The organism is Providencia sp. SP181, from assembly GCF_050446505.1.
In the GTDB taxonomy this organism is placed as follows: Bacteria; Pseudomonadota; Gammaproteobacteria; order Enterobacterales; family Enterobacteriaceae; genus Providencia; species Providencia vermicola.
The window spans coordinates 103318-126876 of sequence record NZ_JBBPXM010000008.1 but is presented as its reverse complement, the minus strand read 5'-3'; the positions used below and the strand labels follow the sequence as shown (position 1 = coordinate 126876).

The following is a 23559-nucleotide window of genomic DNA, read 5'->3' as shown; positions in this document are numbered from 1 at the left end:
TCAATTTGTTAACAACGGGGGAATGATAGTTATTATCATTTAGTGCATTGATTCTATGATGTTTTCCGTGAAAAGAATAAAGTGTAAAACTACGTGAATAACCTAAAATCAAACCAAGAATAGTTTATACTATTGATGATACTTATAGAAAGTGGCGTTAAAGTTAGAATGGTAAAAGGCTTGCAATGGGAACATATGATGTTAAGTAATGAGATGATAAAATCAAAAATAGAAATAAGCTCAGATACCAACATCAGTGATGGAGACTTTTTTCATATCGCTTATGGTGTAGATGAAAATTTTTTATACGGTGTAGGTACTTCAATATCCTCAATTCTTATCTATAACACTGAACGTCGTTTTCATTTCCATGTTTTTATTGATAAATTAAAAAATGAATTGCTTTTTCATCGCTTGATTGAAGGAACGCAACATAGGTTAACTATTTATTTGATTGATAACGAAAAATTTCAATCATTACCTTTGCCATCGAAAGGCTGGAGCTCTGCAATCTATTTTCGCCTAATCATTATCTCTTATTTAGCAGGAAAAAGTATCAATAAGTTATTGTACTTAGATGCAGATATTATCTGTAAAGGTAATCTATCTTATCTTGATTCATTAGAGTTTAACGAAAATATTTTTTTGTACGCGGTAAAAGATAAGTTTTGTAGCCAGAAAAAAATATTGCCAATGAATATGTCAATGTATTTTAATTCTGGCTTTTTATATATGTCAGTAAAAAAATTAGCTGAATATAATATTCCAAATAAAGTGATTGAGTTAGTTAGTGATAATGATTTTAGTCACCCAGACCAAGATGCCTTGAATATTTTATTAAATACGAAGCTAGTTAATATTAGTGAGAATTTTAATTATATGTTCTCTTTAGACTGGTATATAGGGAAAAAATCCAGCATCCCTAAAATAACTCAAGATGTTGTTTTTATTCACTTTGTTGGCTTGACTAAACCATTTCATGAGTGGGCAAGATTTTATGAGGAATATGCTTTTTTTGAAGAGGCAAGGCGCCAGTCTCCATGGAAAGACATCGATTTAATAAAGCCAAAAGGGTATAAACAGTTATCAAGAAAGAAATCACATTTAAGAAAGAATGGAGATTATTTAGGTTTTCTGTCTACAACATTTAAGTATTTAGTTAAAAAGATATTTTGATTTTAAAACCCTGTTTATTTACGTTTATACGGGGCCTTTCTTTACTTGATTAGTATTTTTCGAATAAAAATAGCCGTTAAAATATTATATAAAATAAAGATATCGATAAAAATAAATTCAAATAGACAATAAACTAAAAAGTAGCCGATAGATGAAACAAATATCCCAACATTAAAAATATCTTTTTCAACTTGAATACTTTTAAATAAGTCTCTCATATTGATGGCAAATGTTACCAAAAACAGAACTAATCCAATTAGGCCTATATTATAGCTAATATTTAGAAGGAAAGGTTCATCATTGTTGTAAAATGACTCTTTTTTACTTCTAGAATACCCCATTCCACCACTGAATTTTGGGGCATTATTATCAAATAAAAACTGATTATAAGCGACTGAACCATAGCCCGTTCCCATTAATTGATATGAGAGATTTTGAGTAAAAATTGGATATCGAGTATCAATGATTTTACCTCGAGATGAAGTGATGTCTGACGCATATAGAGATTGGTTTATTTTATTTTTTACTTGCGGGATGTAATGATAAGAGGCGAAAACAACTACTATTGCTAAAACACCAAAACTCACAATATTAACAATGAGTTTTTTGTAGTTTGAGGATAAAATAAACAAAATAATAGCAGCTTCAATAATAACAGAGAGGAAACCTCCTCGGCTACCAGTATACAATATGAACAAGAAGGCCAATACAGAAAGAAGTAGCATAGAGGCTTTTAATATTCTTTGTTTGAATAGAAATAAGGCGCTGAAAGTAAAGGGAAATAAGAGTGTCATATAATGTGCGAAACCATATCTAAGTTGTAAGTAGAGAGGTAAAGCACTATTTTTAAACTGTTTTAGAATTGGAATAAAAAATATTATAAAGGCCAATGTGGCAATGAGTGCATAACAGATTGTTTTTTTTGATTTATCACCATCGCTTTTAAATACGAGAAGAAAGAAAGTAATAATAAAAACATATCGCCAATCATCAAAGAATGCTTTGATGGCCTCTTGAGTGAAGCCTGAATAAGTAAAAAATATAGCGCAAAATAGCCCCCAGCCACCAAATAAAAAAAGCATCTTTCTTGCCTTAATTAGAGCGAGAAGGTCAGTTTTGATATTAACTCTATTCTTTAAAAGTGTGAAAGTTGTATATAAAAAAAGCAAGACAACTGAGACATTTAATACCCCCTGCGTATCGTTGGTAAACATTCCCAGTGTGACTAAAAATAGTAATAAAAAAGGAAATTGGTGGAGGAGAAAGCTGTTTATTTTCACGAAATTGCCTTTATTGTCTTTGATTTAATCTCAAAAATTGATGCTTATCATGTAGGAAAGAGTATGGAATGTAAACATAGCACATTCATAACGAAGCAAAGAAATCCAATGGATAAAAGGATTCTATCTGGTAACCTATTTCGTTTAATGAGCCACATACTGTATTGTATATTTAATATCTGATTTATGTAGGGTTTAAAATGCCAGAACTACCAGAAGTCGAAACCAGCCGTCGTGGCATTGAACCACATTTAGTCGGTAATACAATCTCTTATGCAGTCGTAAGAAACAGCCGTTTGCGTTGGCCTGTCAGTGAACAAATAAAAAGTTTATCTGATGAAATTGTTTTAAGTGTACAACGCCGTGCGAAGTATTTGCTGATTGAATTGAAAAAGGGCTGGATTATCGTTCACTTAGGGATGTCAGGCAGTGTGCGTATTTTAACGCAAGAGTTACCTGAAGAAAAACATGACCATGTAGATTTAGTCATGCGTGACGGTAAAGTTTTACGCTATACCGACCCTCGGCGTTTTGGCGCTTGGTTGTGGTGTGACGACTTAGAAAATAGTTCGGTACTCGCGCACTTGGGCCCTGAGCCCCTATCTGATGCATTTAACCCGCAATATCTTTATGAACTCTCACAAAAAAAGAAAGTGGCGGTCAAGCCTTGGCTGATGGATAACAAAGTCGTGGTTGGCGTTGGCAATATTTATGCAAATGAAGCTTTATTTGCGACAAAAATCTCACCTGAAAAAATAACTAATACATTAACATTGGCTGAAATCACGGAGTTGGTTAAGCAAATCAAACTCGTGTTAACACGGTCGATTGAGCAAGGTGGTACAACGCTGAAGGATTTTTTGCAGTCAGATGGTAAACCGGGGTATTTTGCACAAGAGTTGTTTGTGTATGGTAAAAAGGGAGAGCCTTGTTCAATGTGCGGAACACCAATTGAAAGTATTAAACAAGGCCAGCGTAGTACTTTTTTCTGTCCGCAATGCCAAAAGTAATCTGTAATAGCTATTTTTTATTGAGCTTTCTTAGCATCGCATCTGCAACGACAGGGGGAAGAAAAGAGGAAATATCACCATCATGAAGGGCAACGTCTTTGATTAAAGAGGATGAAACGAAAGATAGGCTTTGTGATGGGAGTAAAAATACCGTTTCTAATTCAGGGACGAAGTGGCGGTTCATATTCGCTAATTGCCACTCATATTCAAAATCAGCCACGGAACGGACACCACGAATTAGAATATTCGCCCCTTTTTTTTGTGCAAAGCTCGCCATTAACTCAGAAAAACCCACGACTTCAACATTATCAAGATGAGACGTTACTTCCCTTGCAAGGGAAACTCGCTCATCAAGGGTGAACATGGGGTTCTTGCGTTGGCTATTGGCTATCGCGAGTAGCACATGGTCAAACATTGCCGCTGCACGGGTGACAATATCAACGTGCCCTGATGTGATCGGGTCAAAGGTACCTGGGTAGATGGCTTTATGTTCCATGGCGATAGTATCTCATTGTTTGTTATTGCTTATTCAAAATATTAGCGTAAATAAGCGATGTGAGCGTTTAACCTTATCGGCTATCTCGCATGGTTGCAACAAGAGTTAGCGAGGCTCTGTGAATTTTTAGGTGCATATTCTGCACACTTTTGCAGAAGGTTTATGGTAAGATAGCGCCAATTTTGGTAAGTGAATCAGATCGAATGTTATTGCTGCGGTTATATCAGGTACTTCTTTATCTTATCCAGCCATTTATATGGGTTCGCCTTTTACTGCGTAGCCGAAAAGCGCCTGCGTACCGTAAACGTTGGGGCGAGCGCTATGGTTTTTGTGCGGGTAAAGTTAAGCCTCAAGGCATTTTGCTGCATTCGGTGTCAGTTGGCGAAACACTCGCTGCAGTCCCTTTAGTCAGGGCACTCCGTCATCATTATCCTTCTTTGCCCATCACTGTTACAACAATGACGCCAACAGGGTCGGAACGTGTACAGTCCGCATTTGGTGATGATGTTAGCCATGTTTACCTACCCTATGATTTACCCGGCTCGATGCGTCGTTTTCTTAAGCAGGTTGACCCTAAGCTTGTGATCATCATGGAAACTGAGCTTTGGCCAAACATGATAAATCAACTACATAAGCAAAAAATTCCTTTAGTTATCGCCAATGCGCGATTGTCAGAGCGTTCCGCAGCGGGTTATCAAAAATTAGGCAGCTTTGTGAAGCGTATGCTGCGTAATGTCACGATGATTGCAGCACAGCACCAAGAAGATGGTGAGCGCTTTGTTCAGTTAGGGTTAAGGCGTATGCAGTTAACCGTGACGGGAAGCTTAAAATTTGATATTTCTGTTACCCCTGAATTAGCTGTTCGAGCCATTACACTTCGCAGGCAATGGGCTGCTCATCGCCCTGTATGGATTGCGACCAGTACTCATGATGGTGAAGAAGCGATTGTCTTAGAGACACACCAAAAGTTATTAAAACGTTTTCCTAATTTATTGCTTATTTTAGTCCCTCGCCACCCTGAACGTTTTACGAAAGCTGAAGAGCTAACTCAAAAAGCGGGCTTAACGTTTATTCGTCGTAGTGCCAACACTATTCCTAGCGTAGATACTCAAGTGGTTATTGGCGATACCATGGGTGAATTGATGTTGCTGTATGGAATTGCAGATATTGCCTTTGTTGGTGGAAGCTTAGTTGAAACGGGAGGGCATAACCCTCTAGAAGCGGCAGCGCATGCATTACCCGTTTTAATGGGACCGCATACCTTTAATTTTAAAGATATTTGTGGAAAGTTAACGCAGGCAGATGGGCTGATTACTGTCACGGATAGTGAATCGATGGCTCAAGCTGTAACTAGCTTGCTTTCTGATGAAGACTACCGTTTATATTATGGCCGCCATGCTGCAGAAGTTTTACATGAAAACCAAGGAGCTCTGCAACGGCTATTAAAATTATTGCAGCCATATTTACCCCCAAAAGAACAATAATAATCAAGAGTGTCTTTTTTAGATAGGCTAACTTGAACATTTCAACAATGAACAGTGAATATTTTCTCCCACACCTTAGTATTATATTTAAACTATAGTAGACTGCACCGTTTGTTATAGGGGTATTCTATTTTGCTTTTTAAGTCATGAATAGAGTACTTGTTTTTTCCTTATATTTTAAGACAGTATGCCAGCAATCAATCAACCAAATTCAAATAAATATGTTTATTTATGGATCATAGGCTATGCCGTAGCATGGATCTTAGCGAGCTTTTATTTTGACCCAACAGTGCCTTATGACACGGTAGAAGCTGTGAATTGGGGAATGAATGGGGAATGGGGCTCCCCGAAAAATCCCTGGTTTGTTGGCGTATTGATGTGGCCAGCTATCTATTTGGGGATTTCGTATAGTTTTTATTGGTATTTGATCCATTTTATCGGTATTGCGTTTGGTCTGTTGGGGGTCTGGAAGCTGGCTTATCGTTTAACTGGGCGTCGTGATCTCGCTTGGTTTGCAATGTTGATGCTGAATTTATCAGGTGTCATTAATTTCGATATCATTCCTTATAATGATAACTATATTTTAGTCACTTTGTGGCCATGGGTGTTGTATTTCTTTTTGCGTGCGGTGGACGATAATCCAGCGTGGTGGTTGCCTTTTGCCTTGTTTGCTGGGCTGGCAACAATGGGTAAATACTCAACATTGGCTTTAGTCGGCTCGGTTTTTTTACTGACTATTTTTGTTAAGCAAGCGCGTCAAAGCTATCGTTATCCTGTCTTTTATTTGGCTATCGCATTGTGGTTTGCGTTAGTTCTACCTAATTTCTTTTGGTTGATGGCAACGGATTTCTCTGCTTTCAAATGGGTGGATTCGCAAATTGACCCTGGTTTTAATTTCCATACAACTCAAGCGGCACTTAGTGTTTTTTACCCGTTAGTGATTGCGGCCATTATTATTTATTGCAGTGGCGGGAAACTTGGGTGGCCTAAAGCATTGCCTAATCGTATGGCAAATTTCATTATTTTATTCCCTCTAGTTGTTATTTATGGCTGGTTCTCGTTCCATGATGGCGGGCGGATTACAGAATGGTTACAGCCTTTTATGGCGATTATTGCACCTTTGTTTGTTGGCTCAATAACTGTGATGCCAAGAAAACCGTTTAACAAATCACTCATTGGTTTTGCGATTTTTGGGGTTTTAGTGGTTGTCGGCTATATCACAGTGCAAGCGGCGAATATCCGCGGAGCAGGGCAAAAATTTATTGGTGTTAAAACCTTAATTGCTGATGGTGAACAGCGTTGGTATCAGCGCTATGGTACACCCGTGAAATACGTCGGTGGCGAAGATAACCAATATCAATGGTTTATTATTTATGGGAAAGACAGGCCGCATGTTATCCAACCTTGGTCGATGGAGAAACATATGCCGCCAAATGTATATAACCGTGATATCACTGAAGCAGAAATTCGCCAGCATGGTGCTTTGTTATTAGGTAAAAAATACGATGATTGTGCCCATGAGAATTTTGCCAAAGTACGTAAGTTCTGGCCGCAATTTACCATCGAAAAAGAAGATGTCATTTACCAGTCAGAGCCTGATGCCGAGCCTGAAACGATGTGCTTTGGGTTTATTGCACCGCAGAAATAGAAAAAGTGCCTTAAAACTTAAGGCACTTTTTTCATTAGGTCGCTTAATATGATTTTGTTATTTAATTATTCTCAATAGGATAATAAGGCGAGTTAAGTAATTAATTTTTGAGCCTTTATGGAATAATTTAAACACCTTAAACCACCTCATTCGTCCTAAATAATTTAGCTGAAAGAGAGATGGATTTTTACTGGCGCATGTAAGAAAAACGCCTTGGTCATCGTCAATAATACCAGAAGATAGAAAGTTTTTTTGAGTCTCAATAACGAGTTTATAAAATTCAATCCACTTATCACGAGTTGCAAGTAATACACCCCCAATAATATGGGGTTCATTATTTAGAACTGCACTCAATACCGCTTTTTCATCTGAAAGGTCTAATGTGTTTTTAATCGTAAAAAAATGAAATTTATCGTGCTCAAAAGGGTGATACCACGTTTTTATGCCATACAGTGTTTTACTATTTCGAATATACCCAAAATCTACCCATGAAATGAACTCGCTATTTGAAAGTTTCATCTCAATGGCTTTATTGACAAAAAAAGCTTTTAAATTTGTTACCAATACATATTTACTAGACCAGTACTCAGGATTATTGTGTAGTTTAGGGTCGATTAAACTTTTAAAGGAATCGCTATTTTGAATTTTTGATATCATTTTAAGTGTGAATTTGAATTTTTTATAGATATCAATAACAACTACGTGTGTTGGCTTTCCTTTTCTTAAGGATAAAATTTTATCTTTAAAGTTTTCAGAGGTAAAAACAATGAGCTCATTATCTAAACTAGCTAGTCTACTAAAATAATTAAAATAGGTTTCAGTTGTACGATCAAATCTCTCAAAATCATTACTTTGATTTTTCCAATTACCTCTTCCAATATCAAAAAAAGCGGTCACAACTGTAATTGATTTATTCATAGTATTCAGTTAATCAGACATGGCTATACAATGATGTATAGTAAGGCATTACCTTAAAGTATCAAACTAATTCTTTTGAAGATTTCTAAAGGCTCGATTGACGCCATTAGCTTATCCGAAGACTTAATCACATGCTGCCTTTGCCCATAACCCCCAATCAGCCCTGGATCGGTAGGGCCAAAGAGCGTGAAGTTAGGTTTATCCAGTGCAGCAGTTAGATGGCTTAGCCCTGTATCAACAGAGACAACAGCTTTGGCATTGGCAATTTGCTGTGCAACTTCAGCTAACGTGAGTTTAGGTAAGACCTCAACAAAATCAAAACCGTTTGCCAACCGCTGTGCGCGTTGCTGTTCATGTGGCGCTCCCCACGGTAGCTTTATTTTTATGCCACTCCCCGCCATTAATTCAATTAAATTCCGCCAACTTTCTTCAGGCCAGTGTTTATCATCACGGGTGGTTGAGTGTAGGAAAACCACGTAAGGGCATTCCTGACGAGTTGAAGATTGTCGGAAATGCTGCGCAATAGCGTAATCGCCTTGCTGTACTGGGCAAACATACCCAAGGCTTTTCGCAAATAATTGACGGATGCGTTCAACGGCGTGTTGTTGCTTGCTAATAGCATAACGGTGGTCGTAGAAAAAACTGGCAAGAGGTTCACGAATGCTATGGCGGTCATAGCCGTGTTTATCGCCATGTGCCAAGCGCGTAACAAGAAATGCGCTTTTTAGTAGGCCTTGAGCATCAATAATTGCATCATACTGTGTTGCTTGCAGTTGCTGGCGAAAAGCTGCACGTTCAGCCCTGATCGGCGCAGAAAACCAGTTTTTTCGCCAACGGCGGATAGCGACAGGGATCACTTGGTTGACCGCACTGTGCCATGTTGGAATTTGTGCGAAACCTTCCTCAACCACCCAATCAAATTGAATATTGGGAATAGCTTGCTGAGCATCGGTTAATGCAGGTAAAGAATGTAAAACATCGCCCATTGAGGATGTTTTGACTAATAATACTCGCATTATTCAATACCTATATTTAAACGGGCTAATGCGTCTAAAACCATTTCTGGCTGGATATCGATCAGGCTTTGGTGATAACCGCTTTCGCCATCCCCTTTACGAACTTTATGATACCCCTCGATTAAGCGGATCACTTCTGCTTTATCAGATAAAGGCGGTGTGAAATCTGGGCTGCTTGGGCCATAAAGTGCAACTAAAGGTTTATCTAATGCGGCAGCGACATGCATAAGGCCTGAATCGTTACTGACAACGGCATGGCAGGCATCAATTAAGTTAACGGCTTGTTCTAGCGAGGTTTTCCCTGCAAAATTATAGCAGTACGATTTGGCATCATCCGTTAGACTTTGGCGAATATCTTCCCCTGCGGGATGGTCTTTTTGGGAACCAAATAATAAGACTCGGTAGCCTTTTAAACTGATTAGCTCTTGAGCGAGCGTTGCATAATGATAGTGCGGCCAGCGTTTTGCGGGGCCGAACTCTGCACCTGGGCAAAAACCAATAATTGGGCGAGAATCATCAATGCCAAAGGTTTGCAGTGTTTCGTTGACTTCTTGTGGCACCGTGACAAGTTTAGGTTTTAATATTGGTGATGGGATATCAGCAGCAGATTGAATAGTTTGCTTATCATAAGCAAGCGCAACGTAGCGTTGTACCATGAGTGGAAACGCTTCTTTATTCAATGGGCGAATATCATTGAGTAACCCATAACGCATCTCCCCGCGCCAGCCCGTTCTTTTTGCAATGTGAGCAAAGAACGGAACAAGTGCAGATTTTAATGAGTTAGGCAAAACAATCGCTTGGTCGTACCCATTTCCCCGCAAACTGATGCCTAATCGACGACGTTCACCGATTTCAAGGGCACCATGGCCTAAAGGCATCGGGATGGCTTGATTGACTTCAGGCATTTTTGCTAATAAAGGACGGCACCATTGTGGTGCCATCACATCAATTTGTGCGTGAGGATGAAGCGCCTTTATCGTACGATATAGGCTTTGTGACATCATCATATCCCCTACCCACGAAGGGCCGATCACCAATATTTTCATAAATACTAATTACGCGTCTTTATTGAGTAACTGCATGTATTCAGTGACACCTTCTGCAACCGTTTTAAATGGCGCAGTGTAACCAGCGGCACGTAACTTGGTGAGGTCCGCTTGTGTGAAGCTTTGGTAGCGACCTTTTAATTTTTCTGGGAATTCAATATATTCGACAGCCACATTTTTGTCTTTGTGAAATTCAGTCACGGCATCGGCAACGGCTTGGAAAGACTCTGCGCGCCCTGTTCCACAGTTAAAAATACCTGAAACGTTATTTTCCCAGAACCATAAATTCACTGCGGCAACATCGCCAACATAGATAAAGTCACGGCGGAATGTTTCGCTACCCTCAAACAATTTCGGGTTTTGCCCTTCATTAATTTGTTTATTTAAATGATAAGCAACGCTCGCCATGCCACCTTTGTGTTCTTCATTTGGGCCATAAACGTTGAAATAACGGAAGCCGCAAATTTGTGACTCAGTTTCTGGCAGGATTTCACGAACATATTGGTCAAATTGGAATTTAGAGTAACCATAGACATTTAATGGCTTTTCGAACTCACGTTCTTCAATAAAGTTGTCGCTACGGCCGCCATAAGTGGCGGCAGAAGAGGCGTATAAGAAGGGAATTTCGCGTTCTAAGCAGTAATGTAATAACTCTTTAGAATACTGATAGTTATTATCCATCATATACTTGCCATCCCACTCCGTAGTGGATGAACATGCACCTTCATGGAATACGGCATCAACATCGCCAAAGTCATCACCTGAAAGGATGCTAACAAGAAAATCTTCTTTATCTGCGTAGTCCGCAATATCAAGGTCAACAAGGTTGGCAAATTTAGTGCCATCTTTCAGATTATCTACCACTAGGATATCTGTGCGGCCGATTGCATTTAGGGCTCTAACAATATTGCTGCCAATAAAACCAGCTCCACCAGTGACTATGATCATTGGGTATACCTCAAATGGGTTAAGAAAATGGAATAACAATTGATGACTATAATAACATCTCTTGGCGCAGACGGTAGCATTGATAGCAGAGAATTGAACTAGGGGCTGAATGGGAACAAGGTAAATATCGTGATCTTGGCTACAAACTTAACTTATTTATGCTGTGAATATCGCTACACACAGAGACTATTATTAAACTCTATAAATAGTCACTATACAGGAAGAAATCATGTCAGAAAGATTTTATCAGCAGATTCAAGACCAATTGGTACAAATTGAAGCGGATGGGTTATTTAAACACGAACGCATTATTACGACCTCACAAGATGCCGACATTGAAATTGTCGGAGGCCAACGAGTCATCAATTTCTGCGCTAATAATTATCTTGGGCTTGCGAACCACCCAGCGTTAATTGAAGCGGCTAAACAAGGCATGGATACTCATGGTTTTGGAATGGCTTCCGTCCGTTTTATTTGTGGAACGCAAGATAGCCATAAAGTTTTAGAGCGCAAACTGGCTGATTTCTTAGGCATGGAAGACGCTATTCTCTATTCATCCTGTTTTGATGCTAACGGTGGCCTATTCGAAACCTTATTGGGGCCAGAAGATGCCATTATTTCTGATGCATTAAACCATGCTTCAATTATTGATGGTGTGCGGTTAAGTAAAGCTAAACGCTACCGTTACAGCAATAACAATATGGTTGAGTTAAAAGAACGCCTAGAAGAAGCAAAAGCGGCGGGTGCCCGTCATATTTTAATTGCCACTGATGGCGTTTTTTCAATGGATGGTGTGATTGCTGATTTACAATCTATTTGTGACTTAGCGGATGAGTACCAAGCGTTAGTGATGGTTGATGACTCCCATGCCGTGGGTTTTGTCGGCGAAAATGGCCGCGGTAGCCATGAATACTGCAATGTAATGGGGCGTATCGATATTATTACGGGAACGTTAGGTAAAGCACTTGGCGGTGCTTCCGGTGGTTATACGGCAGCGAAAAAAGAGGTCGTTGAGTGGCTACGTCAGCGTTCTCGCCCTTATTTATTCTCGAATTCCCTTGCGCCTGCGATTGTTGCCGCGTCTATCAAAGTGATTGATATGATGGAAGAAGGCCAATCACTACGTGAAAAACTATGGCGTAACGCGGTGTTATTTAGGGAAAGAATGACGGCAGCGGGTTTCACGCTTGCCGGAGCCGACCACGCTATCATCCCTGTTATGTTAGGTGACGCCAAGCTCGCCCAAACTTTTGCGAAAGAGCTACTTGATGAAGGTATCTATGTCACTGGCTTTTTCTACCCAGTTGTGCCGCAAGGTCAGGCACGAATTCGTACACAGATGTCCGCAGCCCACAGTGAGGAGGATATTTTACACGCCGTTGAAGCATTCACCCGCATTGGTAGAAAACTAAAAATAATCAAATAAAAGGTCTTTTATGAAAGCACTGTCCAAACTAAAAGCTGAACCAGGTATATGGATGACGGACGTTCCGAAACCGGAACTCGGGCACAATGATGTGATGATCAAAATTCGTAAAACCGCTATCTGCGGTACAGATGTACATATCTATAACTGGGATGAATGGTCACAAAAAACCATTCCTGTCCCGATGGTGGTCGGTCATGAATATATAGGGGAAATTGTTGCGATTGGGCAGGAAGTCAAAGGCTTTAAAATTGGTGACCGAGTGTCAGGGGAAGGGCATATTACATGTGGTCACTGTCGTAACTGCCGTGGTGGCCGTACCCATCTTTGTCGTAATACAATTGGTGTAGGCGTGAATCGAGAAGGCTGTTTCGCCGAGTATTTGGTGATCCCAGCTTTCAACGCATTCAAAATACCCAACAATATTCCCGATGAAATAGCCGCTATTTTTGACCCATTTGGTAACGCTGTGCATACAGCGCTTTCGTTCGATTTAGTGGGTGAGGATGTGCTGGTTTCTGGGGCTGGGCCGATTGGCATCATGGCTGCCGCGGTCTGTCGCCATGTTGGCGCTCGTCATGTAGTTATTACGGATGTGAATGATTATCGTCTTGAATTAGCGAAAAAAATGGGTGTTTCCCGTGCAGTCAATGTGAGTCGTGAAAACCTAAAAGATGTGATGAACGAACTTGGCATGAAAGAAGGTTTTGATGTGGCATTAGAAGTTTCGGGGGCGCCTGCGGCTTTTCAAACCATGTTAGACACCATGAACCATGGTGGACGTATTGCATTATTAGGGATACCTCCAGCCTCAATGGCAACAGATTGGAGCCAAGTTATATTCAAGGGACTGTTTATTAAAGGTATTTATGGCCGAGAGATGTTCGAAACTTGGTATAAAATGGCGACACTGATCCAATCAGGATTAGATTTATCACCCATCATCACTCATCAATTTTCCATTGATGATTTCCAAAAAGGCTTTGATGTTATGCGCTCAGGCCAAGCCGGAAAAGTGATTTTAAACTGGGATTAATTAGCGAGTTATTCCCTTCTGAGGTTATTACCTTCAGAAGGGAATGATGTATGTGGGAGCTAACCTCTAAGATTCGGTTTTAAAAAGCATGCGCTTTTTCGTTGGTGCTTCTTGTGTAAGCAATGGTTGCAATGTTTTGTCTTGATAAATATTTTCGACAATCGACATAATTAAATCGATACCTTGTAATTTCGTTTCAGGTATTGTGACCTCACAAATGCCTAACTCTTCGACAATAAGTCCATCTTCTGGTTTGCTTTCAATCGATTCAGTTGACTCTGGTGCTTTTGGCTGCTCACTGTCAGGCTGTTTCTCTTTAGGTTGCTCAGGTTTTTTCTGTGCTTCTTCAGAGAGCATTCTGAGTGATGTCACAGGTTGCTTTGCAGGATCTTGAGGGTTAACCAATGCACTTACTGCAACCAGTTCGATATCAGCGGGCAGTTGTGGCAAATATTTTTGCAGTGCACGCACAGTAGAGGGATGCGGGTGACCTATCGCTACAGCGCTACCGTGTTTTCGCGCATAAGCAACGGCTTTATTTAGTTGGGTACGTGTTTCTTCTTCTGATTGGTGGTTATCAATAAAGATGTTACGGCGCAGTGTTGGGACGCCAAATTCTTTTGCTGCATTTCCTGCCTGGGTATTGCCGATAGTCACACTATCGAGAAAAAATAAATTTGATTGCGAGAGGCTCTGCATCACATTACGCATACCTGGCAGGTTGGATGTCATTTCGCTACCCATATGATTATTCATGCCTTTTGCATGGGGTACACGGGAAATAGCATTTTTAATAATACGGTCAATTTCCGCCGCACTCATTGAGGGGGCGAGAGTGTCTTTTTCTAAGGGCTGCTTACTCAATGGTTTCATGGGCATGTGGATCAGAATATCCCGCCCTTGCTGGTAGGCTTTTTCCGCCACTTCACGGCCATGGGGCGAACTGGGTAAAATCGCAATCGTGACCGCGGGGGAAAGTGCTAAAATTTGGTTATCTTCTTTAGCGCGATAGCCAAAATCATCAATGACTATCGCGAGTTTTGCGGCGCTCACCTGCAGGCTCATCAGTAACAGCGGTAAACTAATGAATAATCTAAAGGGTAAGCGCTTCAACATAATTTCATCCTAATCGTTTGATTTTAAGTTTTCTGGGTTATCTTCCTAACCATGGGCGAGGATTAACAGTTTTACCTTGCCTGCGAATTTCAAAGTACAAGGATGGTCGCTCTTGACCACCACTGCTACCGACTAGAGCAATTGGCTGGCCAGCACGAACTTCTTGGCCCACATTGACTAAGGCACTCTGGTTATAACCATACAGGCTCATGTCACCTTTACCATGCTCAACGACCACAACAAGGCCATAACCTTGTAGCCAGTCTGCCAGTAAAACGCGACCATCTGCAATGGCTTTGACTTGTGTGCCTTCATTGGCGGCAATAACCATGCCTTTCCAACGTAGTTCGCTGGAAATGACATCACCATAATTGTGAAGTAGGGAGCCACGAACTGGCCACATGGCTTGGCCTGCGGGACGCCCTAAACCACCTGTACGGGACATAAGTGATCGCTCACTTTCAGAAGGTTTATAAGTCGCCCCTTTCTGTTTTGCTTGGCGTTCTTTTTCTGCCACTTGGGCGCGAATACGTGCCGCTTCTTTGGCTTCGCGTTCGGCTCTAGCTTTGGCTTCGCGTTCTGCACGAGCAATTTTGTCACGCAACCTTGCTTCATTTTGTTTTAAAACCGCGAGATTTTTTTGGTCTTCTTTTAAGGTACTTTCAAGGGCTGTCAGGGTTTTTTGCCGAGAGGCTCGGGCGTTATCTAATTTACGCTTCTCTTGTTGTTGGCGGGTAAGTGTACTTTTTTGTTCCGCCTGTTTTTTTTGTTCTAATTGTTTTTGTTGTTGTAGCTCTTTAGTTGTTTCTTCAAGTGCAACAATGTTTTTTTCACGCGCTTGATTTAAATAACTATAGTACGCCAAGATACGCTCTTCCCGTTGGCCTTCTTCCCCTTTAAACATCAGGGTTAGGCCTTGGTGTTTACCTAAACGAAAAGCGGCATCGAGCTGATCTGCAAGCATTTTTTCTTGTTGTTGTTTCTTAGTTTGTAGCTGTTTGATATTGCTATTTAAGGAAACAATTTCTTTATCTAGCTGTTTTAATTGGTTTTGTGTTTCATGTAAGCTACGCCCCGCAGCGGAAATGCTTTGTTCTTGCTGTTTGAGCTGTTCCAGTAAGTTAGAACGCTTAGCCTGCTGTTCTTTAACACTTTTTTCTTTTTCAGCAATACTTTTGAGTAAATCGTGTAATTGCCCTTTATTTTCAGTGATCTGGTTTGCGAGAGCGGTATGTGTAGGGGCAAGCGCAAAGAGCCCTAAACCAAGTAGGGCGGATGTAATAGCCTGACGAAGAAATGTTGTTTTCATTCGATATTGTGTATTGGCCATTGTGATAGATCACCTCAATTAAATGCAATAACTGATTATTTCATCTGCAAGTGATGGTTTCCAGCACTCTCTAATAAATAGTATTGAAAACACTTATAAATTCGGACTTTTGCCCTGAAACAAAGGCTAATTAAGTCAAATAATATAGTTTTATTATCACTGATTTATTTTGTATAGCTAGTTTTGAACGGTTTTTTATTATTGAACGCCTATTTAATCTACAGGTTAGTCCCGTTTAGGCATGTTTATGGTAAAATATTTGCGTACCGCTTCGAGAAAGAAATTCTATTTTTCAGTAAAATGGTATTAATTTTGCGTACATTACCGCAAAAAAAACACAGTAGTTTGCGTGAATTGGCTGTAATTAGCTCAACACACAGGTATACTCTGAACCCTTTGATATTCGATTTTAACTAACGGGAGTGATTGCCCCCCATGATCCAAGAAATCATGCAATTTGTAAGCCGGAACATGTTATTGAGTCTGGTTTGGATAGCGCTATTAGTTGCTGTGGTCGTCATGACCTTTAAAGGCCTCTTTTCTAAAACGAAAGTGATTGCTCGCTCACAAGCGATTACACTGATTAATAAAGAAGAAGCGGTTATTGTGGATTTGCGTTCTCGTGACGACTTCCGTAAAGGCCATATCATTGATTCTATTAATTTAACGCCGTCTGAAATTAAAGATAATAATTTAGGTGAGTTAGATAAACACAAACAGAAACCTGTGATTATCGTTTCTGCAAGTGGCATGGAATCAAACAAACCCGCAGAGCAACTCGTGCAACACGGTTTTGAAAAAGTCTTTGTCCTGAAAGAAGGGATTGCTGGTTGGGCAGGTGAAAACCTTCCACTGGCTCGTGGTAAGAAGTAGTTACCGTTACCTCAAGCTGCCTATATCAATAGGTAACTTGGGTAGCGCAATGCAGCGAACACCCCAGTAGCTCAGAATAACAGGGTTTCCCTTAAATTATTTGGGCTACAGGTAGGCAGCAAGTGAAGATATCCAAGGAGCATACATCAGTATGTGACTTGGGTAGCGCAATGCAGCGAACACCCCTGTAGCTCAAAGAATAACAGGGAAAATTCATATGGAAGTTAAAGGTACATAAACTATGTCAGAACAAAACAACTCAGAAATGGTTTTTCAAATTCAACGTATCTACGCAAAAGACGTTTCATTTGAAGCACCTAACGCGCCGCACATCTTTCAACAAGAATGGCAGCCAGAAATTAAATTAGATTTAGATACTTCTTCAACTCAGCTGTCAGAAGGCGTTTATGAGGTTGTTTTACGTGTCACTACGACAGCAACTTTAGGTGAAGAAACCGCTTTCCTGTGTGAAGTCCAGCAAGCTGGTGTTTTCTCTATCGAAGGTATCGAAGGCACTCAAATGGCGCATTGCTTAGGTGCATACTGCCCGAACATTCTGTTCCCATATGCACGTGAAGCGATCACCAGCTTAGTGGGCCGTGGCACATTCCCACAATTGAACTTAGCGCCAGTTAACTTTGATGCACTGTTCATGAACTATTTACAGCAGCAACAAGGTGAACAAGCGCAGAACTCAGAAGTTCAACAGGACGCTTAATGAATACTGCTTCAATGACAGTGATCGGTGCCGGCTCTTACGGCACCGCTTTAGCCATTACACTTGCACGTAATGCACATCAGGTGGTGTTATGGGGCCATGACCCAAAACACATTCATCAATTAGAACAAGATCGCAGCAATCAGGCATTTTTGCCTGGCGTTTCTTTCCCTGATAGTTTATCTCTCGAAACGGACTTAAAACGCGCCGTTGAGGCGAGTCCCAATATCTTGATAGTCGTACCGAGCCATGTTTTTGGTGATGTACTCAAACAAATCCAACCTTATTTACGACCTGACTCCCGCATTATTTGGGCAACGAAAGGCTTAGAAAGGGATACTGGCCGTTTGTTGCAAGAAGTGGCACGTGAGGTATTAGGCAATGAAATTCCTCTGGCGGTATTATCTGGCCCAACGTTTGCAAAAGAATTAGCCGCAGGTTTACCAACGGCAATTTCTGTAGCGGCGAGCGACAGCCAATTTGGTGATGATTTACAACAATTATTCCATTGTGGCAAAAGTTTCCGTGTTTATAAAAACCCGGATATGGTTGGGGTGCAACTGGGTGGCGCAGTAAAAAACGTCATCGCAATCGGTGCGGGGATTTCTGATGGCATGGGTTTTGGGGCAAACGCACGTACTGCATTGATTACCCGTGGTTTAGCTGAAATGAGCCGTTTAGGTGCAGCTTTGGGAGCAGACCCTGCAACCTTTATGGGAATGGCAGGCTTAGGCGACCTTGTGTTAACCTGTACCGATAACCAATCCCGCAACCGCCGTTTTGGCATGATGCTCGGCGATGGCATTACCGTTGAAGAAGCGGAAAAAGAGATTGGTCAAGTGGTTGAAGGATATAGAAATACCAAAGAAGTCCGTGCACTCGCTGAACGCGCGGGTGTCGAAATGCCAATTACAGAGCAAATTTATCAAATCCTTTACCGTCATAAAAATGTGTTAGAGGCGGCGCAAGCGCTATTAGGCCGAGCGACGAAAGATGAAATTGCAGATATGCCAAAACTGCAGGATTAATAAAAATTAGTCTGGTTAAGTTACATAATAGGGTAAATATAAAAATAGATAGGTGAGTGATTATGTCGCGTGAAGAATTGGATAGAATTTGGGGCTTCATTAAAGAAGAAGCGAAGTCGCTTGCTGACTGCGAACCACTCCTAGCCAGTTTTTTTAACGCGACATTATTAAAGCATGACAACTTGGGCAGTGCGCTCAGCTATATGCTGGCGAACAAGCTCAGCTCGCCTATCATGCCTGCTCTGGAAGTGCGCGAAATCGTTGAAGAAGCCTATCGCAATGACGAAAGTATGATTTTCTCTGCGGCTATGGACTTAGCTGCGGTTCGCCTACGTGACCCTGCCGTTGATAAATATTCCACTCCATTATTGTACTTAAAAGGTTTCCACGCCTTGCAAGCCTATCGCATAGGCAATTGGTTGTGGAAAGAAGGCCGCCAAGCACTCGCGGTTTACCTACAAAACCAAATATCAGTGTCTTTCGGTGTGGATATTCACCCTGCTGCTCGTATTGGTTGTGGCATCATGCTCGACCATGCAACGGGTATTGTGATTGGTGAAACCGCCATCGTGGAAAATGATGTGTCGATTTTACAGTCGGTTACCCTTGGCGGGACAGGCAAAACCTGTGGCGATCGCCATCCCAAAGTCAGGGAAGGGGTAATGATTGGGGCAGGGGCAAAAATACTAGGTAATATTGAAATTGGCCGCGGTGCAAAAATTGGCGCGGGTTCGGTTGTTCTTCACCCTGTACCTCCTCATACCACAGTGGCGGGGGTTCCTGCACGCATTGTTGGCAAACCAACTAGCGATAAGCCATCCTTAGAAATGGATCAAAACTTTAATGGCAGTATTTGGGGTTTTGAAAATGGGGACGGGATTTGAGTTGTAGGTAGGCGTAAAAGGTAGTGAGTTGCTCACTATCGTTGCTATTCTTCAATAGTATGTTTTTTTAAACATATTTCCCATTTTAAACTGAGTAATCGATTTATTTAAATGTTCGGCATTAGCGGGTGAACGTAATAAATAAGTGGTTTCATCGATATTATCCAGTGGTGCATTAGTGGGTTGCTTAGATTGTTTAATAACTGTCTCTTTCATGGATATATCTCGCTTATGTTTAGAGCTATCCTCTAAATAATTCGAGCGGTATGTAGCTTGGGTATTGGCGTGAAGCCACACTCATACCGCTTGAGGTATATTGAGTAATTCTAGTCTTTTAGTAGAGCTCCTGGATAACCCAACTGCCTCCATGCCTCAAACACCACCACGGCCACTGAATTGGATAAATTCATACTGCGGCTATCGGCCAACATTGGAATGCGAATTTTTTGCTCCATTGGCATATTGTCGAGTACATAAGGTGGCAACCCGCGCGTTTCAGGGCCAAACATTAAATAGTCATTTTCTTGATAGCTGACATTACCGTGGCTTGGCTTACCTTTGGTGGTTAAGGCAAACACGCGCGCCCCACTTTCAGACTGATTATTATCAGGATTCAGCCCTTCACTTTTCAAAAATGCATAATAATCATGGTGATGTTTGATATCGGCAAACTCACTGTAATCTAACCCAGCACGGCGCAGGCGTTTATCATCCCACGTAAACCCGAGCGGGTGGATAAGGTGCAAACTAAAGCCCGTATTGGCACAGAGGCGAATGATATTACCCGTGTTTGGTGGTATTTCAGGTTCGAATAAAACAATGTGTGGCATAGCGTTTAACTGATATTGTGATGATAAAAATGATGGGAAGAGTGTACGCGCAAATCGCATTATTTTCATGCGGAACTTTTAGTTGCGTGCTAAAAACAAAAAACGCGCCACAGAGGCGCGCTTTTAAAGTTGCTAATTGAGGTTAGCTTTTATAACCATTTGGGTTCATGGACTGCCAGCGCCAAACGTCATCAGCCATATCTTGGATGGAGTATTTTGCTGTCCAACCTAGATCACGTTGTGCTTTCGCTGGCGTTGACCAGTATTCTGCAATATCACCAGGACGACGTGCTGAAATAGTATAAGGGATGGGTTTACCGACTGTTTTTTCAAAAGCAGCAACGACTTCCAAGACACTTGTCCCAGTCCCTGTTCCTAGGTTATAGATATGTAGGCCTGCTTGCTGACTAACTTTATTTAAAGCAGCAATATGGCCATCTGCTAAATCCATCACATGGATATAATCACGCACACCCGTACCATCTTTAGTTGGGTAGTCTCCACCAAACACCGCGAGCTCTTTACGGCGACCTACCGCGACCTGCGCAATAAATGGTGTCAGATTATTTGGAATACCATTCGGGTCTTCCCCCATCAAACCTGAGTTATGAGCACCTACAGGGTTAAAATAGCGCAGTAATGAGATAGACCATTCGCTATCTGCAATATTTAAGTCAGTCAAAATGCGCTCAACCATATATTTACTGGTACCATACGGGCTATTGGTATTACCCACCGATGCTTCTTCTGTTAATGGGATATGTTCAGGTTCGCCATATACGGTTGCCGATGAACTAAAAATCAGGCTTTTTACACCCGCTTTTTTCATGCTTTCCACTAATACCAGTGTGCCATTGACGTTAACATCATAGTATTCAATTGGTTTTTCAACCGACTCACCCACGGCTTTAAGGCCTGCAAAGTGGATCACTGAATGAATTTGATGATTGGCAAAAATAGTGTCTAAAATTTGGCTATTACGCACATCACCTTGGTAAAAGGCTGGTTTAACACCTGTAATAGCTTCAATACGGTTAAGCACTTCAAGGTTAGCATTATGCAAGTTATCTAAAATAACCGGTTGCATCCCTTGCTGGATCATCTGTACACAGGTATGGCTACCAATGTAGCCAAGACCACCAGTAACGAGAACGTGTTGATTATTCATCTCAATATTCCTGAGTCTTAATATTCGTAATGGTAGTTATAATCGTCAGATCTTGCGTCGATACCATTTAATATCACACCAGTGATTTCGATATCATTTTGCTTAAAGCGTTTGAGTGATAAATCGACATCTTTCACGGTATTTACCCCGTAGAAGGCAATGAGCAATGAAGTGCCAACATATTTACCGATAATCGCCGAGTCCGTAATTGCTAAGATTGGCGCGGTATCGATCACCACAATATCGTATTGGTTTTTCACTTTATCCAGCAACTGTTTAAAACGTTCACCCATCAGTAATTCAGAAGAGTGAGTAACATTTTTACCACGGCAGATCACATCGAGGTTTTCAATCACGTTGGCATGAATAGTTGGCGATTCTAAGTTTGGTTGAGATAAGTATTCAGATAGCCCTGTTTTATTACTTAACCCAAAAGCTTTATGCAGGCGGCCTTTACGTAAGTCGGTATCGATTAATAATACTTTTTTACCGGCATTAGCTAGTACCACCGCCATATTGGAGGTGACAAAGCTTTTCCCTACCCCTGGTGACGCACTGGTGACCATCACCAAGTTATTACCTTGGTTCATGACCGAGAAATAAACACTGGTACGTAATGAACGGATAGCTTCAACGGCGGTATCCGCTGGGTTTTCTATCGCTAATGGGTTCTTATTGCCCGCCTCAATCAGTTTTTTCTCATAGGTAGAGAATGGGATGGTGGCGTAGACATTGACACCCAATGCATCAATATCTTCCGTGCTCTTAATCTTATTATTAAAGAACTCGCGGGCAATCACATAGGCACAGCCGACAATAAAGCCGAGGATTGTGGCAAGTACAACAATCAGGGATTTTTTCGGTGCAACGGCATTCGGTTGGGACTCAGCGGAGTCGATAATACGTACATCTGCGGTAATACCGGAATTGAGCACGCTGAGCTCTTGTTGTTTAGCGACTAACTGAGTGTAAATCGCTTGTTCTGCTTCGACGTCACGAGTTAAACGAACGATTTCTTGTTGGGTATTGGGCAGCTTTTGAATATTTTTACTGATTTTTTCTTTTTCACGTAACAGCTGTTGGCGTTTATCTAACAAGGACTGATACGCAGGGTGGTTGCGGGTATACAGTTGCTGGATTTCCACCTCTTTAAAGGTTAGTTCGTTAAGTTTCTCTTCTACTTGCAATGCAGTATCTAAAGCGGCTTTGGCTTCTAAAGAGAGGTCAATTGATTCATTCTTTTTACGAAACGCATTGAGCTGGTTTTCGTAGTTATCTAATTTCTTTTTAATCGTAGGCAAGTAGTCATCTAAGAATACGAGCGTATTGTTAGTCACTTCTTTTTTACGTTCGGTATTTTGGTCTACATAGTTTTGGATAACACTGTTGAGGATGTTAACATTCTCAACTTTATCCGCACCTTTAATGGCTAAGCTGATAATACCAGTACCTTTACCCACTTCAGCGATAGTCAAAGTATTACGTAAGTCTTCAATGGTGGAATAACGGGCATTTTTGATTAATGAAAACTCTTCGCCAGCTTCAGCCGTGAAACTAGAAATCAATAAGTTAATTTCCCCTTGTTTGAGGACGTCACCTACTTTACCTTGTAAGACTTGGCCATCTACATTGAGAGAATAATTGTTATCCCCTAAATAAGTTAGGGTAAATGGCTGGCCAATTAAACTTTCAGGTAATTGAAATAGGGTAATATGAACGGGAGCGACTTCACCAAGTAATTTACTGACAAAGCCTTCAGGAGCTGCTTGAGTGTCTAAGTTTAGGTCAGTAACGGTTTTACCTAACACCATGCGTGATTTGATGACTTCAATTTCAGAGTCGACTTGGTTATTGCTGTTACCAAATGGCATCACATCACTCATTTGGTCGAGTAATGAAACTTGACCAAGCTTGTCATACTGTAAGGTGGCGTTGGCTTGGTAGATGGGGGTTGCTAATAAACTGTATGCGATGGCGATAGCTGCAAAAATAACAGTAAAAAACCCAATTTTAATCGTGTTGGATTTCAAAACTTTAAACAGAGCGAGCAGATCGATTTCATCTGAGGCTGGGGAGCTATTTTTTGTTGTGTTCATAATAGGTTAAATGTTAAGTCATCCAATAAATA

At 41.1% G+C, this 23559-nt stretch carries 22 protein-coding genes; 10 read left to right on the top strand and 12 right to left on the bottom strand.

From position 1 onward, the window contains the following. The first annotated feature begins 135 nt into the window (after positions 1-135). Positions 136-1176: a glycosyltransferase gene (locus tag AABS66_RS14930; protein WP_430225118.1), complete on the top strand. Its 1041-nt coding sequence runs from the start codon at positions 136-138 to the stop codon at positions 1174-1176. 41 nt (positions 1177-1217) lie between these two features. Here the strand turns inward: AABS66_RS14930 and AABS66_RS14925 are convergent, their stop codons facing one another. Further along, positions 1218-2456, bottom strand: coding sequence for an O-antigen ligase family protein (locus AABS66_RS14925; RefSeq protein ID WP_430225117.1), 1239 nt, complete (start codon positions 2454-2456; stop codon positions 1218-1220). 200 nt (positions 2457-2656) lie between these two features. Here AABS66_RS14925 and mutM point away from each other — a divergent pair, with 200 nt between their 5' ends. Further along, positions 2657-3466, top strand: coding sequence for a bifunctional DNA-formamidopyrimidine glycosylase/DNA-(apurinic or apyrimidinic site) lyase (gene mutM, locus AABS66_RS14920; RefSeq protein WP_206085753.1), 810 nt, complete (start codon positions 2657-2659; stop codon positions 3464-3466). Positions 3467-3476: 10 nt separating this feature from the next. On the opposite strand, the gene coaD is transcribed toward mutM, so the two are convergent. Next, on the bottom strand, positions 3477-3962 hold the full coding sequence (gene coaD, locus AABS66_RS14915; RefSeq protein WP_206085761.1) for a pantetheine-phosphate adenylyltransferase: 486 nt from the start codon (positions 3960-3962) through the stop codon (positions 3477-3479). 203 nt (positions 3963-4165) lie between these two features. Here coaD and waaA point away from each other — a divergent pair, with 203 nt between their 5' ends. Further along, positions 4166-5446 carry a lipid IV(A) 3-deoxy-D-manno-octulosonic acid transferase gene (gene waaA, locus AABS66_RS14910; RefSeq protein ID WP_206085995.1) on the top strand — a complete coding sequence of 427 codons (1281 nt, stop codon included), beginning with the start codon at positions 4166-4168 and terminating at the stop codon, positions 5444-5446. A 187-nt stretch (positions 5447-5633) separates the two neighbouring features. Then, a complete protein-coding gene (locus tag AABS66_RS14905) occupies positions 5634-7094 on the top strand; it encodes an ArnT family glycosyltransferase (protein WP_430225116.1) in 1461 nt (486 codons plus the stop codon). A gap of 57 nt (positions 7095-7151) precedes the next feature. On the opposite strand, the gene AABS66_RS14900 is transcribed toward AABS66_RS14905, so the two are convergent. Genes AABS66_RS14900 through rfaD form a run of 4 tightly spaced genes read right to left on the bottom strand, consistent with a single transcriptional unit; the run spans position 7152 to position 11022 of the window. After that, positions 7152-8012, bottom strand: a complete 861-nt coding sequence (locus tag AABS66_RS14900) for a WlaTC/HtrL family glycosyltransferase (protein ID WP_353168402.1) — start codon at positions 8010-8012, stop codon at positions 7152-7154. A gap of 53 nt (positions 8013-8065) precedes the next feature. Beyond that, on the bottom strand, positions 8066-9028 hold the full coding sequence (rfaC, locus tag AABS66_RS14895) for a lipopolysaccharide heptosyltransferase RfaC (protein ID WP_430225115.1): 963 nt from the start codon (positions 9026-9028) through the stop codon (positions 8066-8068). Further along, complete coding sequence (rfaF, locus tag AABS66_RS14890; protein ID WP_206085767.1) at positions 9028-10074, bottom strand: ADP-heptose--LPS heptosyltransferase RfaF; 1047 nt, start codon at positions 10072-10074, stop codon at positions 9028-9030. The genes rfaC and rfaF overlap by 1 nt, the downstream gene beginning before the upstream one ends. A 9-nt stretch (positions 10075-10083) precedes the next feature. Next, complete coding sequence (gene rfaD, locus AABS66_RS14885) at positions 10084-11022, bottom strand: ADP-glyceromanno-heptose 6-epimerase (protein ID WP_430225114.1); 939 nt, start codon at positions 11020-11022, stop codon at positions 10084-10086. A gap of 229 nt (positions 11023-11251) precedes the next feature. Between rfaD and AABS66_RS14880 the strand changes: the two genes are divergently transcribed. Both AABS66_RS14880 and tdh read left to right on the top strand, forming a co-directional pair. Further along, a complete protein-coding gene (locus AABS66_RS14880; RefSeq protein ID WP_272681562.1) occupies positions 11252-12448 on the top strand; it encodes a glycine C-acetyltransferase in 1197 nt (398 codons plus the stop codon). Between the two features lie 10 nt (positions 12449-12458). Continuing rightward, positions 12459-13484: an L-threonine 3-dehydrogenase gene (tdh, locus tag AABS66_RS14875; protein WP_430225113.1), complete on the top strand. Its 1026-nt coding sequence runs from the start codon at positions 12459-12461 to the stop codon at positions 13482-13484. A 66-nt stretch (positions 13485-13550) separates the two neighbouring features. On the opposite strand, the gene AABS66_RS14870 is transcribed toward tdh, so the two are convergent. Then, on the bottom strand, positions 13551-14600 hold the full coding sequence (locus AABS66_RS14870; RefSeq protein ID WP_430225112.1) for a divergent polysaccharide deacetylase family protein: 1050 nt from the start codon (positions 14598-14600) through the stop codon (positions 13551-13553). A 37-nt stretch (positions 14601-14637) separates the two neighbouring features. Then, positions 14638-15930, bottom strand: coding sequence for a murein hydrolase activator EnvC (envC, locus tag AABS66_RS14865; protein ID WP_430225111.1), 1293 nt, complete (start codon positions 15928-15930; stop codon positions 14638-14640). Positions 15931-16365: 435 nt separating this feature from the next. Here envC and AABS66_RS14860 point away from each other — a divergent pair, with 435 nt between their 5' ends. The 4 genes from AABS66_RS14860 (at position 16366) to cysE (ending at position 19433) form a co-directional block, all read left to right on the top strand. Next, positions 16366-16803 carry a rhodanese-like domain-containing protein gene (locus AABS66_RS14860; protein WP_206085783.1) on the top strand — a complete coding sequence of 146 codons (438 nt, stop codon included), beginning with the start codon at positions 16366-16368 and terminating at the stop codon, positions 16801-16803. 241 nt (positions 16804-17044) lie between these two features. Next, the gene (gene secB, locus AABS66_RS14855; protein WP_206085785.1) at positions 17045-17521 is read left to right on the top strand and encodes a protein-export chaperone SecB; all 477 of its coding nucleotides are present in this window, start codon (positions 17045-17047) and stop codon (positions 17519-17521) included. After that, entirely contained in the window at positions 17521-18549 is a 1029-nt protein-coding gene (gene gpsA / locus AABS66_RS14850) for an NAD(P)H-dependent glycerol-3-phosphate dehydrogenase (RefSeq protein WP_206085793.1), read from the top strand. Before secB ends, gpsA begins: the two co-directional genes overlap by 1 nt. A gap of 62 nt (positions 18550-18611) precedes the next feature. Next, positions 18612-19433 carry a serine O-acetyltransferase gene (gene cysE, locus AABS66_RS14845; RefSeq protein WP_206085795.1) on the top strand — a complete coding sequence of 274 codons (822 nt, stop codon included), beginning with the start codon at positions 18612-18614 and terminating at the stop codon, positions 19431-19433. A 51-nt stretch (positions 19434-19484) separates the two neighbouring features. On the opposite strand, the gene AABS66_RS14840 is transcribed toward cysE, so the two are convergent. The 4 genes from AABS66_RS14840 to AABS66_RS14825 all read right to left on the bottom strand — a co-directional run bounded on the left by AABS66_RS14840 (position 19485) and on the right by AABS66_RS14825 (position 23527). Further along, entirely contained in the window at positions 19485-19649 is a 165-nt protein-coding gene (locus AABS66_RS14840) for a hypothetical protein (RefSeq protein ID WP_272681558.1), read from the bottom strand. A gap of 110 nt (positions 19650-19759) precedes the next feature. After that, positions 19760-20263, bottom strand: a complete 504-nt coding sequence (trmL, locus tag AABS66_RS14835; protein ID WP_430225133.1) for a tRNA (uridine(34)/cytosine(34)/5-carboxymethylaminomethyluridine(34)-2'-O)-methyltransferase TrmL — start codon at positions 20261-20263, stop codon at positions 19760-19762. Between the two features lie 142 nt (positions 20264-20405). Next, complete coding sequence (gene galE, locus AABS66_RS14830; protein WP_430225110.1) at positions 20406-21431, bottom strand: UDP-glucose 4-epimerase GalE; 1026 nt, start codon at positions 21429-21431, stop codon at positions 20406-20408. 17 nt (positions 21432-21448) lie between these two features. Continuing rightward, the gene (locus AABS66_RS14825; protein WP_430225109.1) at positions 21449-23527 is read right to left on the bottom strand and encodes a polysaccharide biosynthesis tyrosine autokinase; all 2079 of its coding nucleotides are present in this window, start codon (positions 23525-23527) and stop codon (positions 21449-21451) included. Positions 23528-23559 lie beyond the last annotated feature (32 nt).

What these genes read in the sequence shown, in the direction of transcription:
- waaA (WP_206085995.1), top strand. Translation starts at nt 4,166, where the DNA reads ATGTTATTGCTGCGGTTATATCAGGTACTTCTTTATCTTATCCAGCCA.
- AABS66_RS14825 (WP_430225109.1), bottom strand. Translation starts at nt 23,527, where the DNA reads ATGAACACAACAAAAAATAGCTCCCCAGCCTCAGATGAAATCGATCTG.
- envC (WP_430225111.1), bottom strand. Translation starts at nt 15,930, where the DNA reads ATGGCCAATACACAATATCGAATGAAAACAACATTTCTTCGTCAGGCT.
- rfaD (WP_430225114.1), bottom strand. Translation starts at nt 11,022, where the DNA reads ATGATCATAGTCACTGGTGGAGCTGGTTTTATTGGCAGCAATATTGTT.
- coaD (WP_206085761.1), bottom strand. Translation starts at nt 3,962, where the DNA reads ATGGAACATAAAGCCATCTACCCAGGTACCTTTGACCCGATCACATCA.
- trmL (WP_430225133.1), bottom strand. Translation starts at nt 20,263, where the DNA reads ATGCCACACATTGTTTTATTCGAACCTGAAATACCACCAAACACGGGT.
- mutM (WP_206085753.1), top strand. Translation starts at nt 2,657, where the DNA reads ATGCCAGAACTACCAGAAGTCGAAACCAGCCGTCGTGGCATTGAACCA.
- AABS66_RS14900 (WP_353168402.1), bottom strand. Translation starts at nt 8,012, where the DNA reads ATGAATAAATCAATTACAGTTGTGACCGCTTTTTTTGATATTGGAAGA.
- galE (WP_430225110.1), bottom strand. Translation starts at nt 21,431, where the DNA reads ATGAATAATCAACACGTTCTCGTTACTGGTGGTCTTGGCTACATTGGT.
- cysE (WP_206085795.1), top strand. Translation starts at nt 18,612, where the DNA reads ATGTCGCGTGAAGAATTGGATAGAATTTGGGGCTTCATTAAAGAAGAA.
- rfaC (WP_430225115.1), bottom strand. Translation starts at nt 9,028, where the DNA reads ATGCGAGTATTATTAGTCAAAACATCCTCAATGGGCGATGTTTTACAT.
- AABS66_RS14905 (WP_430225116.1), top strand. Translation starts at nt 5,634, where the DNA reads ATGCCAGCAATCAATCAACCAAATTCAAATAAATATGTTTATTTATGG.
- rfaF (WP_206085767.1), bottom strand. Translation starts at nt 10,074, where the DNA reads ATGAAAATATTGGTGATCGGCCCTTCGTGGGTAGGGGATATGATGATG.
- AABS66_RS14860 (WP_206085783.1), top strand. Translation starts at nt 16,366, where the DNA reads ATGATCCAAGAAATCATGCAATTTGTAAGCCGGAACATGTTATTGAGT.
- AABS66_RS14930 (WP_430225118.1), top strand. Translation starts at nt 136, where the DNA reads ATGATACTTATAGAAAGTGGCGTTAAAGTTAGAATGGTAAAAGGCTTG.
- AABS66_RS14870 (WP_430225112.1), bottom strand. Translation starts at nt 14,600, where the DNA reads ATGTTGAAGCGCTTACCCTTTAGATTATTCATTAGTTTACCGCTGTTA.
- AABS66_RS14880 (WP_272681562.1), top strand. Translation starts at nt 11,252, where the DNA reads ATGTCAGAAAGATTTTATCAGCAGATTCAAGACCAATTGGTACAAATT.
- gpsA (WP_206085793.1), top strand. Translation starts at nt 17,521, where the DNA reads ATGAATACTGCTTCAATGACAGTGATCGGTGCCGGCTCTTACGGCACC.
- AABS66_RS14840 (WP_272681558.1), bottom strand. Translation starts at nt 19,649, where the DNA reads ATGAAAGAGACAGTTATTAAACAATCTAAGCAACCCACTAATGCACCA.
- secB (WP_206085785.1), top strand. Translation starts at nt 17,045, where the DNA reads ATGTCAGAACAAAACAACTCAGAAATGGTTTTTCAAATTCAACGTATC.
- tdh (WP_430225113.1), top strand. Translation starts at nt 12,459, where the DNA reads ATGAAAGCACTGTCCAAACTAAAAGCTGAACCAGGTATATGGATGACG.